The organism is Pseudomonas sp., from assembly GCF_050739935.1.
In the GTDB taxonomy this organism is placed as follows: domain Bacteria; phylum Pseudomonadota; class Gammaproteobacteria; order Pseudomonadales; family Pseudomonadaceae; genus Aquipseudomonas.
Genome location: NZ_JBOICF010000057.1, coordinates 1 through 18,785 on the forward strand (window position 1 = coordinate 1; position 18,785 = coordinate 18,785).

At 58.0% G+C, this 18,785-nt stretch carries 15 protein-coding genes; 11 read left to right on the forward strand and 4 right to left on the reverse strand.

The annotated features are described in order from the left end of the window. Both ACRER8_RS09660 and ACRER8_RS09665 read right to left on the reverse strand, forming a co-directional pair. The coding region (locus tag ACRER8_RS09660; RefSeq protein WP_431746103.1) for a CoA-acylating methylmalonate-semialdehyde dehydrogenase at positions 1 to 1,400 on the reverse strand (1,400 nt) is incomplete at its 3' end. A 67-nt stretch (positions 1,401 to 1,467) separates the two neighbouring features. Next, complete coding sequence (locus tag ACRER8_RS09665) at positions 1,468 to 2,814, reverse strand: aspartate aminotransferase family protein (RefSeq protein ID WP_431746104.1); 1,347 nt, start codon at positions 2,812 to 2,814, stop codon at positions 1,468 to 1,470. A gap of 150 nt (positions 2,815 to 2,964) precedes the next feature. Between ACRER8_RS09665 and ACRER8_RS09670 the strand changes: the two genes are divergently transcribed. The 9 genes from ACRER8_RS09670 (at position 2,965) to ACRER8_RS09710 (ending at position 13,549) form a co-directional block, all read left to right on the forward strand. Then, positions 2,965 to 3,885, forward strand: a complete 921-nt coding sequence (locus ACRER8_RS09670; protein ID WP_431746105.1) for a LysR family transcriptional regulator — start codon at positions 2,965 to 2,967, stop codon at positions 3,883 to 3,885. Positions 3,886 to 4,178: 293 nt separating this feature from the next. Continuing rightward, positions 4,179 to 5,564: a uracil-xanthine permease family protein gene (locus tag ACRER8_RS09675; protein ID WP_431746106.1), complete on the forward strand. Its 1,386-nt coding sequence runs from the start codon at positions 4,179 to 4,181 to the stop codon at positions 5,562 to 5,564. Between the two features lie 83 nt (positions 5,565 to 5,647). Beyond that, positions 5,648 to 6,307, forward strand: coding sequence for a TetR/AcrR family transcriptional regulator (locus tag ACRER8_RS09680; protein ID WP_431746107.1), 660 nt, complete (start codon positions 5,648 to 5,650; stop codon positions 6,305 to 6,307). 35 nt (positions 6,308 to 6,342) lie between these two features. Next, positions 6,343 to 6,936 (forward strand): IMPACT family protein, encoded by a 594-nt coding sequence (locus ACRER8_RS09685; RefSeq protein WP_431746108.1) that lies wholly within the window; start codon positions 6,343 to 6,345, stop codon positions 6,934 to 6,936. Between the two features lie 593 nt (positions 6,937 to 7,529). Continuing rightward, on the forward strand, positions 7,530 to 9,086 hold the full coding sequence (locus tag ACRER8_RS09690; protein ID WP_431746109.1) for an ABC transporter ATP-binding protein: 1,557 nt from the start codon (positions 7,530 to 7,532) through the stop codon (positions 9,084 to 9,086). Between the two features lie 36 nt (positions 9,087 to 9,122). Further along, positions 9,123 to 10,223: an ABC transporter permease gene (locus ACRER8_RS09695; RefSeq protein ID WP_431746110.1), complete on the forward strand. Its 1,101-nt coding sequence runs from the start codon at positions 9,123 to 9,125 to the stop codon at positions 10,221 to 10,223. Next, positions 10,223 to 11,149 carry an ABC transporter permease gene (locus tag ACRER8_RS09700; protein WP_431746111.1) on the forward strand — a complete coding sequence of 309 codons (927 nt, stop codon included), beginning with the start codon at positions 10,223 to 10,225 and terminating at the stop codon, positions 11,147 to 11,149. The genes ACRER8_RS09695 and ACRER8_RS09700 overlap by 1 nt, the downstream gene beginning before the upstream one ends. Positions 11,150 to 11,254: 105 nt before the next feature. Beyond that, a complete protein-coding gene (locus ACRER8_RS09705; RefSeq protein WP_431746112.1) occupies positions 11,255 to 11,941 on the forward strand; it encodes an SDR family oxidoreductase in 687 nt (228 codons plus the stop codon). Positions 11,942 to 12,193: 252 nt separating this feature from the next. Continuing rightward, positions 12,194 to 13,549 (forward strand): 8-oxoguanine deaminase, encoded by a 1,356-nt coding sequence (locus tag ACRER8_RS09710; RefSeq protein WP_431746113.1) that lies wholly within the window; start codon positions 12,194 to 12,196, stop codon positions 13,547 to 13,549. A gap of 33 nt (positions 13,550 to 13,582) precedes the next feature. Here the strand turns inward: ACRER8_RS09710 and ACRER8_RS09715 are convergent, their stop codons facing one another. Then, positions 13,583 to 14,674: a calcium:proton antiporter gene (locus tag ACRER8_RS09715; RefSeq protein WP_431746114.1), complete on the reverse strand. Its 1,092-nt coding sequence runs from the start codon at positions 14,672 to 14,674 to the stop codon at positions 13,583 to 13,585. 432 nt (positions 14,675 to 15,106) lie between these two features. Between ACRER8_RS09715 and ACRER8_RS09720 the strand changes: the two genes are divergently transcribed. Next, a complete protein-coding gene (locus ACRER8_RS09720) occupies positions 15,107 to 16,204 on the forward strand; it encodes a BMP family ABC transporter substrate-binding protein (RefSeq protein WP_431746115.1) in 1,098 nt (365 codons plus the stop codon). 224 nt (positions 16,205 to 16,428) lie between these two features. After that, the gene (locus ACRER8_RS09725) at positions 16,429 to 17,382 is read left to right on the forward strand and encodes an adenosine deaminase (protein WP_431746116.1); all 954 of its coding nucleotides are present in this window, start codon (positions 16,429 to 16,431) and stop codon (positions 17,380 to 17,382) included. A 119-nt stretch (positions 17,383 to 17,501) separates the two neighbouring features. Here ACRER8_RS09725 and ACRER8_RS09730 read toward each other — a convergent pair whose 3' ends face one another. Then, positions 17,502 to 18,194 carry an ArsR/SmtB family transcription factor gene (locus ACRER8_RS09730; RefSeq protein ID WP_431746117.1) on the reverse strand — a complete coding sequence of 231 codons (693 nt, stop codon included), beginning with the start codon at positions 18,192 to 18,194 and terminating at the stop codon, positions 17,502 to 17,504. Between the last annotated feature and the right edge of the window lie 591 nt (positions 18,195 to 18,785).

An 18,785-nucleotide genomic window follows, 5' to 3' on the forward strand; every position in this document is an offset into this window, starting at 1 on the left:
CCATCGGGACCATAAGCATGCAGGTCGCCAAACAGCGAACGCTTCCAACCGCCGAAGCTGTGATAGGCAACCGGCACCGGCAGCGGGACGTTAACACCAACCATACCGACTTCGATCTCATCACAGAACAGCCGCGCAGCTTCACCGTCACGGGTGAAGATGCAGGTGCCATTACCATATTCGTGATCGTTGATCAGCTGCATGGCTTGCTCAAGGCTGTTCACACGCACGATGCACAGCACCGGTCCGAAGATCTCTTCTTTATAGATACGCATCTCGGGGGTGACCTGATCGAACAGACACCCGCCCAGGAAGAATCCGTCTTCATGCCCCGCGACAGTCAGGCCACGTCCGTCGACAACCAGCTTCGCACCTGACGCCACACCATCTTCTATATAGCCACTGACTTTGTCCCGATGCTGACCGGTGACCAAAGGCCCCATATCCAAACCGCAGGATGTACCCGCGCCAATTTTCAGCTCCTTGATTTGCGGAACCAGCTTGGCGATCAACGCATCGGCAACCTGATCGCCAACACACACCGCCACCGAAATGGCCATGCAACGCTCGCCGCACGAACCGTACGCGGCGCCCATTAGTGCACTGACCGCGTTATCCAGATCCGCATCCGGCATCAACACCGCGTGATTCTTCGCACCGCCCAGCGCCTGCACACGCTTACCGCGCGCGGTAGCCTCTTTATAGATGTACTCGGCGATCGGCGTTGAGCCGACGAAACTCAACGCCTTCACTTCCGGCGCTTCGATCAGCGCATCAACCGCCGCCTTGTCGCCGTGCACTACGTTCAGCACGCCCTTCGGCAGACCAGCCTCGTGCAGCAGTTGTGCGATCAGCAGCGTTGAACTCGGATCACGCTCGGACGGCTTGAGGATGAAGCAGTTACCGCAAGCGATCGCCAACGGGTACATCCACAGCGGCACCATCGCTGGAAAATTGAACGGGGTAATACCCGCCACCACGCCCAACGGTTGGAAGTCAGACCAGGCGTCGATGTTCGGACCGACATTACGGCTGTATTCACCCTTGAGGATTTCCGGAGCGGCGCTGGCGTATTCGACGTTCTCGATACCGCGTTTCAATTCACCGGCGGCGTCCTCCAGCGTCTTGCCGTGTTCTTCACTGATCAACTGCGCAATGCGCGCCTCGTTTTGCTCCAGTAGTTGCTTAAAGCGGAACATCACTTGCGCGCGCTTGGCTGGCGGCGTGTTACGCCAGGCCGGGAACGCAGCTTTGGCCGAATCGATGGCCTGCTGTACGGTTTCGCGGCTGGCCAGAGGAACCTTGTGAATGGCCTGCCCCGTGGACGGGTTGAATACGTCAGCCGTACGGCCGCTATCGTTGACCAGTTCGCCGTGGATCAGGTGTTGAATGGTGCTCATGCGTAACTCCGAAAAAAGATTGCCCGCAGGCGCACTCCAGTACGCCTGCTGATACATAAGTAACGAATCAGTCGATCTGATTGAGCGCTTCGCCCACCGCATCGAACATGCGATCCAGATCCTGCGGCCTGCTGTTGAAGGTCGGCCCAAACTGCAGAGTGTCGCCGCCGAAGCGGACGTAGAAACCGGCTTTCCACAATTTCATCGCTGCTTCGAATGGGCGAACGATGGCGTCGCCGTCGCGGGCGGCGATCTGAATGGCGCCGGCGAGACCGAAGTTACGGATGTCGATGACGTTCTTACTGCCTTTTAACCCATGGAGCGAGTTCTCGAAATGCGGCGCGGTTTCCGCCACTTGCTGCACCAGATTCTCGCGTTTGAGGATGTCCAATGCCGCTAGACCGGCCGCGCACGCAACCGGGTGCGCCGAATAGGTGTAGCCGTGGGGAAACTCCACCGCGTATTCAGGGGTCGGCTGATTCATGAACGTCTGATAGATCTCGCTGCTGGCAATCACCGCTCCCATCGGAATCGCGCCATTGGTGACTTGCTTGGCGACGCACATCAGGTCAGGCGTCACACCGAAACTGTCAGCACCGAACATCGAGCCAGTACGACCAAATCCTGTGATCACTTCGTCGAAAATCAGCAGGATGTTGTGCTGATCGCAGATTTCGCGCAGACGCTTGAGGTAACCCTGCGGCGGAACGATCACACCTGCAGAGCCCGCCATCGGCTCGACAATCACTGCTGCGATGTTCGACGCATCATGCAACTCGATCAGCTTGAGCATCTCATCGGCCAGCGTAATGCCGCCCTGCTCCGGCATGCCACGGGAATAGGCATTGCTGGCCAGCAAGGTGTGAGGCAGATGATCGACATCCATCAACTGACCGAACATTTTGCGGTTGCCGTTGACGCCACCCAGGCTGGTGCCCGCGATATTCACCCCGTGATATCCCCGCGCACGACCGATCATCTTGGTCTTGGTCGCCTGGCCTTTCAGGCGCCAGTAGGCACGCACCATTTTCACCGCGGTATCGGCGCACTCGGACCCGGAGTCGGTATAGAACACATGATTCAGGTTGCCCGGTGTCAGGTCGGTAATTTTCTCGGCCAATTGAAAGGACAGCGGATGGCCAAACTGGAACGCTGGCGAATAGTCCAAAGTGCCCAGCTGTTTGGCGACAGCTTCCTGAATCTCCTTGCGGGTATGCCCGGCACCACAGGTCCACAGACCGGAAAGGCCATCGTAGATCTTGCGGCCCTTGTCGTCTGTCAGATAACTACCCTCTGCCGCCACGATCAGTCGCGGATCGCGCTGGAAATTGCGGTTCGCGGTGTAGGGCATCCAGTGCGCATCAAGCTTTAGCTGACTGGCCAGAGACATATCGGACGGTTCGGGCATGTTCATTGGAATTAACCTCACAAGTACGTGGGTGGCCTGTCTTCTATTCGCCGGGAAGAGGGTCATGAAGCAGGGCCGTGTTGCAGCTACGTTGCCACGGGCATAAAGTCGCTAAAATCCTGCTTTTAAGATCTTTAGTTGGTGGGCTACTAAACAATGAGTACACGCCGTTCCGATCCCTTGGCGCAAGTCAGCGACTTTGATATCAGGCTTTTGCGTATCTTTCGAAGCGTAGTCGAATCGGGAGGGTTCTCTGCAGCGGAAAGTGCGCTGGGCATCGGTCGCTCGGCGATCAGCCAGCAGATGAGTGATCTGGAGCAGCGCTTGGGATTACGCCTCTGCCAGCGTGGCCGAGCGGGCTTCTCTCTTACAGAAGAAGGCCGCGAGGTTTATCAGTCATCGCTACAGCTGCTGAGCGCTCTGGAAAGTTTTCGCACAGAAGTGAACGGCCTTCATCGACATTTACGCGGTGAATTGAATATCGGCCTGACCGACAACCTGGTTACGCTCCCCCACATGCGCATCACTCACGCGCTCTCGCATTTGAAAGAGCGCGGCCCCGATGTACACATCAATATCCGCATGGTCGCGCCCAATGAAGTCGAACAAGGCGTGCTCGACGGCAGTTTGCACGTAGGCGTCGTTCCGCAGGCGAGCGCCTTGTCGGGTCTGGAATATCAAGCGCTCTACAGTGAACGGTCTCTGTTGTATTGCGCGGTCGGCCATCCGCTGTTTTACGTCGACGATGCTCAATTGGGCGATGAGCGGCTGGCGGACCAAGAGGCGATTGCCCCCACCTTCCGGCTGCCTGCCGAGATTCAGGCTCACTATCAGGCGCTCAAGTGCACGGCCAGTGCATCGGACCGAGAAGGCATGGCATTCCTGATTCTGACAGGACGCTATATAGGTTATCTACCGGACCATTACGCGACGTTCTGGGTGCAGCAGGGCCGATTGCGCGCCTTGAAGCCTCAAGCACGTTTTTATGATCTGAGCTTGGTTACCGTCACCCGCAAGGGCCGTCGCCCCCATTTGGTGCTGGAGAGCTTTCTCGAGAGTCTGGCTGCTACACGGTGAGGCTTTCAGGCATCAATGAAGATGGAATTGCACTACGTCGAGCGACCGGATAAATATTTTAACCATCTGATATTTAAGAAAATAAATCTGAAATCAATACGGCTAGCTGATCAGTTGGACAGGTTTTTGCAGTAATGACTAATGTCGGTGAGATATTTCAGGGCGGCGTCCAGCCCCGTTTATTTCCAGCGTCTGAAAGTCCCTCGCGAGCAAGCTACTCCTACATAATCAATGGGGTTTTCGAAGGGTTGCAGGCTCACCGACTTGGCCAAACACAAAACCGAGAGTCCAGCATGCAGCCTGAAGCGCCAGACACCAACGACCTGATCTACGGCCTCAACGACCGACCCAAACCCGCGCCAGCCATTCTGGCAGCCGTTCAGCATGTACTCGCGGCATTCGTGGGGATTATCACCCCGCCGCTGATCATCGGTTCGGCGTTGGGGCTGGGTGCCTATCTGCCGTACCTGATCAGCATGGCATTGATGGTTTCTGGTGTAGGTACTTTCATCCAGGCTCGTCGTCCATTTGGCATAGGTGCGGGAATGATCTGCCTGCAAGGCACCAGCTTCGCGTTTCTGGGCGCAGTGCTCTCGGCCGGTTTCATGGTCAAGCAGCGTGGCGGCAGCCCCGAGGACATCATGGCGATGGTCTTTGGCGTGTGCTTTTTTGGCGCCATCGTGCAGATCGTCCTCAGTCGTTTCATCGGTCAATTGCGCCGCGTGATTACGCCGCTGGTGACGGGTATCGTCATCATCCTGATCGGCGTCAGTCTGATTAAGGTGGGCGTCACCGACCTGGGTGGCGGCTTCAATGCCCCTGACTTCGGCGAGCCGATCAATCTGGCGCTCGGCATATTCGTGCTGCTCGTGATCATCCTGCTGAACCGCTCGAACACTCCCTCGGTGCGCCTTTCAGCCATCATCATCGGCCTGGCCGTCGGCAGTATTGCAGCATGGTTCAGCGGCAAGCTTGTTCCGCACTCAATCAGCGATGTCGCATTGATCAGCGTTCCTGTGCCCTTCCGCTTTGGTTTCAACTTCGATTGGGCGGCTTTCCTGCCGGTCGCGCTGATTTATCTGATCAGCAGCATCGAAACTGTTGGCGATCTGACCGCCAATTGCATGTTGTCCCGTGAGCCGATCAAAGGCCCCAGCTACATCGCGCGCCTCAAGGGCGGCGTGCTGGGCGATGGTGTCAGCTGCATGATTGCCGCCACGTTCAGCGCCTTCCCCAACACCACGTTCGCGCAAAACAATGGCGTGATTCAACTGACCGGAGTGGCCAGTCGATACGTTGGGCTCTACATCGGAGCGATCCTGTTTTTGCTCGGACTTTTCCCGGTGATCGGTGCGATTCTTCAGCAGATTCCCAAACCGGTTCTCGGTGGCGCGACTCTGGTGATGTTCGGCAGCGTCGCCGCAGCGGGGGTTCGCATCCTGGCTCAGTCGCCGCTGGATCGCCGCAGCATGTTGATCATCGCCACGTCCTTCGGGGTGGGACTGGGCATCGCCGCGCAACCCACCTTGTTGCACCATTTGCCGCAACTGGTGCAGAACCTGTTCGACTCGGCAATTACCAGCGGTGGCTTGACGGCGATCTTGATGAGCCTGCTCCTGCCGGAAGGCAACGAGGCCATTGCTGGAAAGAAGCATGAAAGACAGGCCCTTGAGCACTAATTGCGCTGCCAACGCTTGTCGGATCGTCGCGGGTGCGTTATCTGTTCACCCCGTCGCAGCCAATGATCCGTCCGGAACCGCACATGACCCTTGAAGTCCCTGCTCACAGCGTCAGCGCTACCAAACCGCCAAGCCGTATTCGCCAGAAGAATGAAGAAACGATCATGAAGGCTGCCGAGGACGAATTCGCTCGTCACGGGTTCAAAGGCACCAGCATGAACACCATCGCGCAGAATGCCGGACTGCCCAAAGCCAACCTGCACTATTACTTCACCAATAAACTCGGGCTGTACATTGCAGTCTTGAGCAACATCATTCAGCTGTGGGACAGCACGTTCAATAACCTGAAGGTCGAAGATGATCCGGCCCAGGCGCTGACCCAGTATATCCGCGCAAAAATGGAATTCTCCCGGCGCCAGCCGCAGGCCTCGCGTATTTTCGCGATGGAAATCATCAGCGGCGGCGAATGCCTGAACGAGTATTTCAGCCAGGATTACCGGACGTGGTTTCAGGGACGTGCCTCGGTATTCCAGGGCTGGATCAATGCAGGAAAGATGGACCCGGTCGACCCTGTGCACCTGATCTTCCTGCTGTGGGGCAGCACTCAGCATTACGCCGACTTCGCCACGCAAATCTGCCAAGTAACCGGCCGCACACGCCTCACCAAGCAGGACATGGAGGAAGCGGGCGATAATCTGATTCGCATTATTCTCAAGGGTTGCGGGCTGACGCCTCCGATCTGAACGTACGAAAAATCTGATTTTCAGCTGGAATCGTCATGCCTTTTACTCTCGTCGGCCCTTGTGAATTTCGTGAAGAGATTCGCAAGAGTCGCTTCATCACCCTCGCCGCCCCCATCAGCAACCCCGCCGACGCCCAGGCGTTCATCGAGCGGAACAGCGATCTCAACGCCACGCACAACTGCTGGGCCTGGAAGCTGGGCGCGCAATACCGCAGCACCGACGATGGCGAACCGGGTGGCACCGCGGGCCGCCCGATTCTCGCCGCCATCGAGGCACAGGATTGCGATCAGGTCGTGGTGCTGGTGATTCGTTGGTATGGCGGCATCCAGCTGGGCACGGGTGGCTTGGCCCGAGCCTATGGCGGTGGTGCGAACAAATGCCTGCAACAGGCTGAACGCTTGCTGCTGGTTAACCGCGTTTCGCTGAATTTCGAGTGCAGCTTCAACGAGTTGGCACTGGTGAAGCTGCGTCTAGGCGAGTTGAACGGTCTGGTTCAAGACGAGACGTTCACTGCCGTTGGCGTAGAGCTGTTAGTCGCTCTGGCGCCGGACCAGATCGAAACCTTCCAGCGCCAGCTCTCCGATATCAGTCGCGGTCGTATCGTGCTGCAATCCCGAAAGACCATTTGATGAGCGGCCGTGTGGCCCCACCTGCTAGGACAGGTTGCCCACACCTACTGTGCACCTGCCTGTGGACAAGCTGAGCATATTCGCCTGCAGGCCTTGAACCGTATGGGCTTGAGCCGTCTGATCGTTTTTTGATCAATTTACTTATCCACTGCATAAAGGCGACGAAAAACAGCGGCTTAGGCCGGCTTATCGCAAGTTGCTCCTAGCCCGAAGGTGCTTATGTCGTGAATTCGGGCTTGCGCACATTAACTGTGGAGCAACCTGTGGATAACACGTGCAAGGCTGTCCAAAGCGCCGGGGATATCGCGCCCGCCGGCTTTTGGTCATTTTTCATCCAAAAAAATTGAACCAAATTGAAACGCGCAAAAAATAACCGCACTTAATCAGTGCCGTTGAGGCTTGGCCTTCACCGGTGTTGAGCGTTTTCGAAGCATCAACGCGGTTTTGTGACGGACGATCTCAACAGCGCCATCGTCGGCAAGCCGCGCTGACACGGCCGCTGTGACAGCTAACCTCGGATGCAACGAAAAACCTGACCAGCTGGCCAAGAAATTGCTATGTGCAAGGGCGATCCATTTTTCACCGAGCCCGTCATGCACCATTCAACGAAGCAAGCCCGCCTGCAACTACGCCACATCACCAAGCGATACCCAGGGTGTCTTGCCAACGATGCCATCGATCTGAGCATCGAGCCGGGCGAAATTCATGCCTTGCTCGGCGAGAACGGCGCGGGCAAGAGCACACTGATGAAGATCATTTATGGCGTGGTGCAGCCCGATGCAGGTCAGATCATCTGGCAGGGCAAGCCACTGGCCATGCGCAACCCGGCCCAGGCGCGGGAACTGGGTATCGGCATGGTGTTTCAGCACTTTTCGCTGTTTGAAACCCTGACCGTCGCGCAAAACATCGCATTGGCCATGGGAGCAGCCGCGGGTACCCCGAAACGGCTGGAACCGAAGATTCGCGAAGTATCGCAACGCTATGGGATGGCGCTTGAACCCCAGCGGTTGGTGCACAGCCTGTCCATCGGCGAGCGGCAGAAGGTCGAGATCATTCGCTGCCTGATGCAGGACATTCGCCTGCTGATTCTCGACGAGCCAACGTCAGTGCTGACGCCACAAGAGGCCGATGATCTGTTCGTCACCCTGCGCCGCCTGGCGGATGAAGGCTGCAGCATTCTATTCATCAGCCACAAATTGGGCGAGGTACGCGCGCTTTGTCACAGCGCCACGGTGCTTCGCGGTGGCAAGGTTTCGGGACATTGCATTCCGGCCCAATGCAGCGATCTGCAACTGGCACGCCTGATGGTCGGGGATGCTGAAGGGCTGGTCGCGCAATACCCCAAGGCGACCGGCGCGGCGCCTTTTCTGCAGGTTGACAAGCTGTCATGGCGCAACCCCGATCCATTCGGTTGCTCGCTGATCGATCTGGAGCTTGAGGTGCGCAGCGGCGAGATCGTCGGTATCGCCGGGGTCGCGGGCAATGGCCAGGACGAATTGCTGGCCCTGCTCAGCGGCGAACAAACCCTGCGCAGATCCGACGCCCAACGTATCCGTTTTGCCGATCAGGCCGTCGCCCATCTGCGCCCGGACGCCAGACGCCGGCTAGGTTTGGCCTTTGTGCCAGCCGAGCGCCTGGGTCATGGCGCGGTGCCGGAAATGAGCCTGGCGGATAACGCGCTGTTGACGGCATTTCAGCATGGGCTGGTGAGCAAGGGGCTGATCCAGCGCAGCAAGGTTCAAGCGCTGGCCGAAACCATCATCCAGCGGTTCGCCGTGAAAACCCCGAACGCCCAGACCGCAGCCCGCAGCCTGTCGGGCGGTAATCTGCAGAAATTCATACTTGGTCGCGAAATCCTGCAAAACCCCAAGCTGCTGGTCGCCGCCCACCCAACCTGGGGCGTGGACGTCGGTGCTGCGGCTGCCATTCATCGCGCGCTGATTGCCCTGCGTGACGCAGGCGCGGGGATTCTGGTGATTTCCGAAGACCTTGACGAGCTGTTTCAGATCAGTGATCGCGTGGCGGCCTTGTCTGGTGGTCGCCTTTCAGCGCTGGTACCAACCGCGCAGACCAGCCAGGTGCAGGTCGGTGGCTGGATGGCCGGTCAGTTCGATACCACTTCCTCTCAATCCGACGCCACGCTGATCTGACGGCCGGACTCAACGACTCAAATAACGGAGATGGCGATGTTGCTTTCACTGGAACCGCGCGGGCAGGAATCGCGCGCCATGTTGTGGTTTTCCCCGCTGCTCGCAGCCGTGCTGACTCTGGTGTCGGGCTCGCTGCTGTTTATCGGGCTGGGGCTCGATCCGTTGCTGACCTTGCATACGCTGCTAATCGCGCCGGTGAGCGATATGTACGGCGTGTCGGAATTGATGATCAAGACGCTGCCAATTCTGCTATGCGCGCTGGGTCTGGCCGTGGCCTTTCAGGCACGGATCTGGAACATCGGAGCCGAAGGCCAATTGCTGATTGGCGCGTTGGCAGGCGGTGCGGTCGCGGTCAATGTCATCGACATCGAGAGCCGCTGGGTACTGGCGCTGATCCTGTTGGTCGGGGTGGTGGCCGGGGCCGGGTGGGCAGGTCTGACCGCCTGGCTGCGCACGCATTTCAATGCCAATGAAATCCTCACCAGCATCATGCTCAATTACATCGCCCTGAATCTGTTGCTGTATTTCGTACACGGTCCGCTGAAAGATCCCGCAGGCATGAACTTTCCTGAGTCCGCTATGTTCGGCGATGCCAGCCGACTGCCATTGCTGACCGAAGACGGCCGCGTGCATGCCGGGGTGTATTTCGCGTTGCTGGCCTTGGTAGCGGTTTGGGTCTTGTTGCAACGCAGCTTCGTCGGCTTTCAGATCAAGGTCCTCGGCTTGGACAAACGTGCAGCCGGATTCGTTGGCTTTCGTGAGAAAGGTCTGATTTGGTTGGCGCTGTTGATCAGCGGTGGGCTGGCGGGGTTGGCTGGCGTCTGTGAGGTGACCGGCCCGCTTGGCCAACTGGTGCCGCAGGTTTCGCCCGGTTATGGCTATGCGGCAATTACCGTGGCGTTTCTGGGACGGCTGAATCCATTGGGCATTCTGTTCTCGAGCCTGCTGATGGCCTTGCTGTATCTCGGCGGCGAAAGCGCGCAGATGACCCTCAATTTGCCTCAAGCCATCACGCAATTGTTTCAGGGGATGATGCTGTTCTTCCTGTTGGCCTGCGATGTACTGATTCTTTACCGCCCGCGCCTGAAAATGCGCTGGGCTCGCCGCCAGATGCCCGCTGTGCCAGGAGCCGTGTGATGGATATCGATCTGTTGAGCAACATTCTTTTCGCCACCGTACGTTGCGGCACACCGCTGTTGCTGGTGGCGCTGGGTGAATTGGTCTGTGAGAAAAGCGGCGTTCTGAATCTCGGGCAGGAAGGCATGATGCTATTCGGCGCGGTAATCGGTTTCATCGTCGCCCTCAGCACCGGCAGTCTCTGGCTGGGCGTGTTGCTGGCGATACTGGCGGGCATGCTGCTGTCGTCGTTGTTCGCTTTGGTGGCACTGGTATTCAATGCCAATCAGGTGGCGACCGGACTGGCGCTGACGATTTTCGGGGTCGGTCTGTCGAGCTTCGTCGGCGCTGCCTGGGTAGGTAAACCGCTGACCGGGTTTGAAGCGATCGCGATCCCCTGGCTGAGCGAGATTCCACTGATAGGCCGGATGCTCTTCGCACAAGACATCCTGGTCTATCTCTCATTCGTCCTGTTCGCCGTGGTGGCATGGACTCTTCTGAAAACCCGTGTGGGATTGGTCGTTCAGGCTGTAGGAGAAAACCCCAACGCAGCGAGTGCGATGGGGCTTCCAGTGTTGTTCGTGCGCACTTTGGCCGTGCTGTTCGGAGGGGCGATGGCCGGACTCGCCGGCGCTTATCTATCGCTGGCGTATACGCCGATGTGGGCGGAGAACATGAGCGCGGGCAGAGGCTGGATCGCTTTGGCCCTTGTGGTTTTCGCCAGCTGGCGGGTATGGCGACTGCTGCTGGGCGCTTATCTTTTCGGCTTCGCCAGCATTTTGTATCTGGTCGCACAGGGCGTCGGTCTTGCGGTCCCTTCGAGCTTGTTGGCAATGCTGCCTTACGTCGCGACAATCGTGGTGCTGGTGTTACTGTCGCGCAATGCATTGCGCACTCGACTGTATGCACCGGTTTCGCTCGGGCAACCCTGGCAGTCGGGGCACTGATGGTCGGCAGCGGATGACCGTTGCGCCGGAAAAACAAATTCCTGGGATCAAGCGCGGTCAACCCTGCTAACGCTGCTTCATTTCGTTCTTCGAGGAGTGACATTCATGCCTGCCAACAAAACCGCGCTGATCATCGGCGCCTCCCGCGGCCTGGGTCTCGGGCTGGTAAAACGCCTGACCGAACAAGGCTGGGAAGTCACCGCCACCGTTCGCGATGCGCACAAGGCCGATGAATTGAAAGCCATTCCCGGTGTGCATGTTCAAACGCTGGACATGGACGAGCAATCCTCCCTGGAAGTCCTGGCGCTCAACCTCAAGGGTCAGGTGTATGACCTGCTGTTCGTCAACGCGGGGATCATGGGCCCCCTGCACGACAACCCAACCGACGCCACGGCTGGCGAGCTTGGCCAATTATTCCTGACCAACGCCGTTGCACCCGTTCGCCTGGCTAAACGTTTCGTCGGCCAGATTCGGCCCAGCACCGGCATCATTGCCTTCATGAGTTCGGTTCTCGGCAGCGTCACCATGCCCGACGCGCCGGAAATGGCGTTGTACAAGGCCAGCAAGGCAGCCCTCAATTCGATGACCAATACCTTCGTCAGCCAATTGACCGACAACAAACCCACCGTGCTGTCGATGCACCCGGGCTGGGTTCGCACGGCAATGGGCGGGGAAGGCGCCGACATCGATGTCGAGACCAGCGTGCGCGGTATCGTCGAACAGCTCGAGCGATTCGCCGGTGAGGGTGGGCATCATTTTGTGAACTACAAGGGCGAAACGATCCCTTGGTAAGAACCCTGTTACTGCGGGATGAGCTGGCTCACGAAGAATGACCTTCAGCAGCACATCTGATGTGCGAGTACGGCCCCTTGGTGAGCAAGCTCACTCCCACAGGTTTCGAGGCGACACTTGATCCGAGTGCCGCCCCGCCCCTAAACTCCCCTCCCTCGCCTCGCGACACCTTCATGCTCGCGGCGACCCTGGATCAGCAGACAGGGCAAAACTGAGCTGGCTACCTGAACCCACTTTCAGAGGAGCCGGCCAATGCCTGCGATCCGTATCTGGTTGAAAAACCCCCTTGCTGTGTTCACTGCCAACGATCTTGATGCCCGAGGCGGACTGGTGGTCGAAAATGGCGTGATCGTCGAACTGCTCGCTGCAGGTCAGTCGCCCGCGCAACCCTGCGACCAGGTCTTCGATGCCCGCGAGCACGTGCTGCTGCCGGGCCTGATCAACACCCATCACCACTTCTATCAAACCCTGACCCGAGCTTGGGCGCCGGTGGTCAATCAACCGCTGTTTCCGTGGCTGAAGACGCTCTATCCGGTATGGGCGCGTCTGACTCCGGCAAAGCTGGCGCTGGCGACCAAGGTCGCGCTGACCGAGCTGCTGTTGTCCGGTTGCACAACCGCGGCGGATCATCATTATCTATTTCCAGATGGGCTGGAAAACGCCATCGATGTTCAAGTCGAGAGTGTTCGCGCACTGGGCATGCGCGCGATGTTGACGCGCGGTTCGATGAGTCTGGGTGAGGCCGATGGCGGGCTTCCGCCGCAGCAGACGGTTCAGCAGGGGCAGGTGATTCTGGAAGACAGTCAGCGTTTGATCGAGCGTTATCACGAACGTGGCGATGGCGCGCAGATTCAGATTGCGCTGGCGCCCTGCTCGCCATTTTCGGTGACCACCGAGATCATGGCCGAAAGCGCGGCGCTGGCAGAAAAGCTCGATGTTCGGCTGCATACGCATCTGGCTGAAACACTGGATGAAGAAGACTTCTGCTTGCAACGATTCGGTCTGCGCACAGTGGATTATCTGGACAGTGTTGGCTGGCTCGGACCGCGCACCTGGCTGGCCCATGGCATTCATTTCAATGAACAGGAAATCGCGCGATTGGGCGAAGCGGCAACGGGGATCTGTCATTGCCCGAGTTCGAACATGCGTCTGGCATCGGGCATCTGCCCGACACTGGATCTGACCGCAGTCGGTGCGCCGATTGGACTGGGCGTGGACGGTTCGGCATCCAACGATGCGTCGAACATGATCCTGGAGGCCAAACAGGCGCTGTATCTACAGCGGCTGCGTTATGGCGCCGAGAAAATCACTCCGGAATTGGTGCTGGGCTGGGCGACACGCGGCTCGGCGAGGTTGTTGGGCAGAAGCGACATCGGTGAGTTGGCCGTGGGTAAACAGGCGGATCTGGCGCTGTTCAAACTCGACGAGCTGCGCTTTTCAGGCAGTCACGATCCTTTGTCGGCGCTGCTGCTGTGCGGGGCCGATCGGGCCGATCGCGTGATGATTGGCGGCAAATGGCGGGTGGTTGATGGTCAAGTGGAGGGGCTGGATCTGAAGGGCCTGATTGCTGATCACCGGCACGCGGCGGCGGAGTTGATCAGAGGTTGAAAGCCCTGCTCGCGGTAACAGCAAGGCTACAGGTCACAGCCCCATCAACGACAACATCACGAATGTCGCGAACAGTACGAAGTGGGTCATGCCTTCAATGGCATTGGTCTCGCCGTCGTTGAGATTGATGGCGCTGACCAGCAGGGTGACGAAGATCATCACCGTTTGCACCGGCGTCATTGCCATCTGGAAGGGCTGGCCGGTGTACAACGCCATTGCTTCCATCACCGGGACGGTCAGAATCACGGTGGACAACGAGGCGCCCAACGCGATGTTCACCACCGACTGCATACGGTTGGCAAGCGCAGCGCGCAATGCCGTGAGAATTTCAGGCGCAGCGGAAATCGCGGCGACCAGAATCGCAGTCATCACCGGCGGAGCGCCGCTGCCTTCCAGCCCGAGGTCCACGGTCTTGGACATGACTTCGGCCAGCGCGCCGATGATCACTACGCCGAATACCAGGATGCCGATGGACAGCGACAGTCTCACCTCTTTCGCTGCGTGCTCGGGCTGGTCCTTGCGCCGTTTCTTGTCGGGGTAGCTGTAGCTGAAAAAGTAACTGTGCGGCCCCACCTGCATGCGCAAAAACAGCCCATACAGCAAGATCATCGCGCCAATGGTGAACGCCGAGTAAAGCTTCCAGTTCGATTCGGGAATGAACTCGGGCACGACCATCGACACGGCCATCGCTGTCAGAATCATCACGCTATAGGAGCGCGCAGAATCATCGTTATAGGACTGCTCGCCATGCTTGAGGCCGCCCATTAACGCGGCCAGTCCGAGAATGCCGTTGATATCCAGCATGACCGCCGAATAAATGGTGTCGCGCACCAGGGTGGGTGACGGCTCGTTACTCATCATGATTGCCAGGATCACGACTTCGACCAGCACCGCCGACAGGGTCAAGATCATGGTGCCGTAGGGATCGCCGACCTTTTCGGCGAGCAGTTCGGCGTGGTGCGCAACGCGCATCGAGGCGCAAACGATGAACGCCACCAGGACGACTCCGGCGATCAACGCGACGGTATGGCCGTGGCTGAGCAACTGATGCTCGAACGGGTAGGCGAAGCAAGTCGCGATCACCGCCAACAGGAGAAATTTTTCTTGCTTGAGAATCGTGCCCATCGCTGCCTTTTATCCTTGCGACCGATGCCGCACGTCCATGAAGTGATAACTACTCAAGGCGTTGAGAGTGCTTGTTGTAAATAAAGGTTTCAAGACAAGCCTGCGATGTATTGCCACGCGCCCCAAATGGAGCGAGTTCATTCGCAATGCAGCGGTACATCCGACACGTATCCATCGGCTGTATTACCGCATCGCGAATGAATTCGCTGCCACAGGGTCATGAGTCGACTGAAGATGGCGACACCCTGCACCAGTACACGGCGTTCGCTACGGACTGAGCACCTTCTGTGATCATGCAAAACGCTTCCTGCATCCGTTCGAGCGCTAAATCCGGCCTCGACCCAAGACCTGTCTTATTGGTCAGCTTTTTGCATTGAGTCGAACGCCCCGCCCAGACGGCCCGGCCCACAAGACCAAAGGAGCTCGACCTGCATGCTTTCCACCCTTCACTCACGTCGTCCGCTGAAAAAACTGCTGTGCGCCATGGCCGCTGTCGTTGGCCTGAGTTCAAGTCTGATGGCTGTTGCCGCTGATCCATTGAAAGTCGGCTTTGTCTACATCGGCCCGATTGGCGATCACGGATGGACCTATCAACACGAGTTAGGCCGTCAAGCCATGGCCAAGGCCCTAGGCGACAAGGTCACCACCAGTTTTGTCGAAAACGTACCGGAAGGCGCTGATGCCGAGCGGGTCGTCCGCAATATGGCCAAGAGCGGCTACGATCTGGTGTTCACCACCTCGTTTGGCTATATGAACCCGACGCTGAAGGTCGCCAAGCAATTCCCGAAAGTGACCTTCGAACACGCGACCGGCTACAAGCAGGACAAGAACATGGGCACCTACATGGCCCGCACCTATGAAGGCCGCTACGTGGGCGGATTCCTCGCGGCGAAGATGACCAAAACCAAGAAGATCGGCTATGTCGCCTCGTTTCCCATTCCAGAAGTATTGCGCGACATCAACGCGATCCAGCTGGCCCTGAACAAATACAACCCAGGCACCGAGATCAAGGTGGTCTGGGTCAATTCCTGGTTTGACCCGGGCAAGGAATCGGACGCTGCCAATGCGCTGATCGACCAGGGTGTCGACGTCATCTTCCAGCACACTGACAGCCCCGCGCCGATTCAAGCGGCTGAGCGCCGTGGCGTCTATGCCGTCGGCTACGCCTCGGACATGGCGCATTTCGGTCCCAAAGCGGTGCTGACTTCCATCGTCAACAACTGGGGGCCGCATTACATCGAGGCGACTCAGTCGGTCATCGACGGCACCTGGAAATCCCAGGATTACTGGGGCGGCCTGAAGGAAGGCACGGTTCAGTTGCCAATCAGCGATCTGGTGCCTGCGGACGTGAAGGGTGAAGCGCAGAAGATCATCGCGGATATCGAAAGCGGCACGTTGCACCCGTTCACGGGCCCGATCAAGGATCAGACCGGCGCGTTGAAGATTCCGGCTGGCAGCGTGGCGAGCAACGCAGAACTGGCTTCGATGAATTATTACGTCGAGGGTGTGAAAGCGGATTTGCCGAAGTAAGCATTTTCACGGTCTCGGAATATTGCAGGAGCGCGCTTGCCCCGGTTGTGATGCCGAAAAAGCATCAGACCTGACACAACGCTATTGTGGGAAAGCGCGTCCCTGCACAGACAGTGTGCATACAGAACAGGAAACCGGGGTCTGAACCTTTCGGTCAGGTTTTTAAACAGCCGACGCGCATGACTCTGTAGAATGCCCGCCATTGCATCTGATGAGAAAAGCACATGTACGACTGGTTGAACGCCCTGCCCAAGGCCGAACTGCACCTGCATCTGGAGGGCTCGCTGGAGCCTGAATTGCTGTTCGCCCTGGCCGAACGCAACAAGATCGCCCTGCCATGGACGGACGTCGAAAGCTTGCGCAAGGCCTACGCCTTCAACAATCTGCAGGAATTTCTCGACCTCTATTACCAAGGTGCCGACGTGTTGCGCACCGAGCAGGACTTCTACGACCTGACCTGGGCCTACCTGCAGCGCTGCAAGGCGCAAAACGTGATTCACACCGAGCCGTTCTTCGATCCCCAGACCCATACCGATCGCGGCATTGCGTTCGAAGTCGTCCTCAATGGCATCTCCAAAGCCTTGAAGGATGGCAAGGAACAGTTGGGTATCGGTAGCGGCCTGATCCTCAGTTTCCTGCGTCATCTGAGCGAAGAGGAAGCGCAAAAGACACTGGACATGGCCCTGCCATACCGTGACACCTTCGTCGCAGTCGGTCTGGACAGTTCGGAGATGGGGCACCCGCCGAGCAAGTTCCAGCGCGTGTTTGATCGAGCCCGGGCCGAAGGCTTCCTGACGGTGGCCCATGCAGGCGAAGAAGGCCCACCCGAGTACATCTGGGAAGCGCTGGACCTGCTGAAGATTCAACGCATCGACCACGGGGTTCGTGCCATCGAAGACGAGCGGCTGATGCAGCGCATCATCGACGAACAGATCCCGTTGACCGTTTGCCCGCTGTCCAACACCAAACTCTGCGTGTTCGATCACATGGGCCAACACAACATCCTCGACATGCTCGAACGTGGGGTGAAGGTCACTGTCAATTCCGACGACCCGGCGTATTTCGGCGGCTATGTGACCGAGAATTTCCATGCGTTGCATGAGCATCTGGGGATGACTCAGGATCAGGCAAAACGTCTGGCCCAGAACAGCCTGGATGCGCGATTGGTGAAGCCATAAGTCCAGGATTCCGGTTTTCGTGTTGATCCCTGTGGGAGCGAGCAAGCCCGCTTCCACAGGTCAGGCTCATGCCCCTGGATCATCAGATAATCCCGCCGCGCGTCACTCTCCAATCAGCCTCACGCCGCCGACGCGATCTTGTTGATCTCCCGCTGCCCATTGGAAGACACCTGCAGGGTGCTAGCCTCTTCCGTGGCCCGCAGCCATCCCAGTTGCATGAACAATTGCAGCAGTCCTGCCCCCAGTGCCCCGCCCAGATGTGGATTGACGTCGCTACAGTCGACACAGGCGCAAACGGTTTCACGCTGCCGGTGGGCCAGCGCCGGGACGAAAATGCCGCGCTCGGCAAACCGGGAAATACCGACGCTGGTGACTTCCAGGCGCTGATCGCATTGTTCGATCCAGCCAGCGCCCAACATCCGCTGATACAGCTCCGTCGCCAACTCCCCGCCCAGGTGATCGGAACAGACGCTTGCGCGGCGTAATGGCAGCGGCGGCAAAGGCTGTGCGAGGCTGCGGCTGATGACTTCCGCGCTGATCATCGAAGCACTGGCCAGTGCCTGCACCGCCGTGCCGACCTCCGGCGCCGCCAGTCTGAAAAAACGCTTCTTGCCGCGGGTTCCCAGTCTGAGCAATCCCCCGGAAGCCAGCCGCGCCAGATGCGAGCCCGCCGAAGAGGTGGACAACCCCACCAGCAGGGCCAGTTCATCCGCCGCCCGAGAGGCCCCATCCATCAAGGCCCACATCATCGCGCTGCGTTTAGGATCCGCCAGCAGTGCGGCAATCTGACTGATGCAAGGTGCGTGTTCCATGTTTTCACTCCCTGTTGAAACATTCGTCTAACGATGAGCAGGTCGCCACATACGGTGCAGCCAACATTGTTGCCATGAGCAAATGCTGGTCTTGATCTACATCACTTCCTGGTTACTCCAGGTAACTGAAGTCGCGAGGCAATACAGACTCGCTTGCGCGGCAAGACAGTTTCAACGTCTTGTCATTAAATCGGATCCATAGTGGTGGCATAGTATAAGCGCTGCATCACTATCGAGAATTGACCTGACAGTAGCTGATGAGGAAGTTTGTCAGCCTCGCCGACAAAACTTCGAGCAAAGGTTCTCCTGCTTTTTTTGTCGAGTAATAACTGAATATGATCCGAACCACGCCAACAACAAGGCCCGGACGCGGTTAAACCTGCGCTTCGCGCGAAATCAACAGAGTAAATGCCTACAGCAAATACTCCAAAAACTCTCAAGAAAAACATCCCCCGCACTCTCCTTGACGAGAGGCTTATAGCAAGAAAAAAACTGTCGGTTTCAGCGCTCAAAAAACAGATGTAAGAAATTTCTCTATTTTAGGTAGTAAACAACAACACCTATGTTTGATTCTTCCGCATATTGAACAAG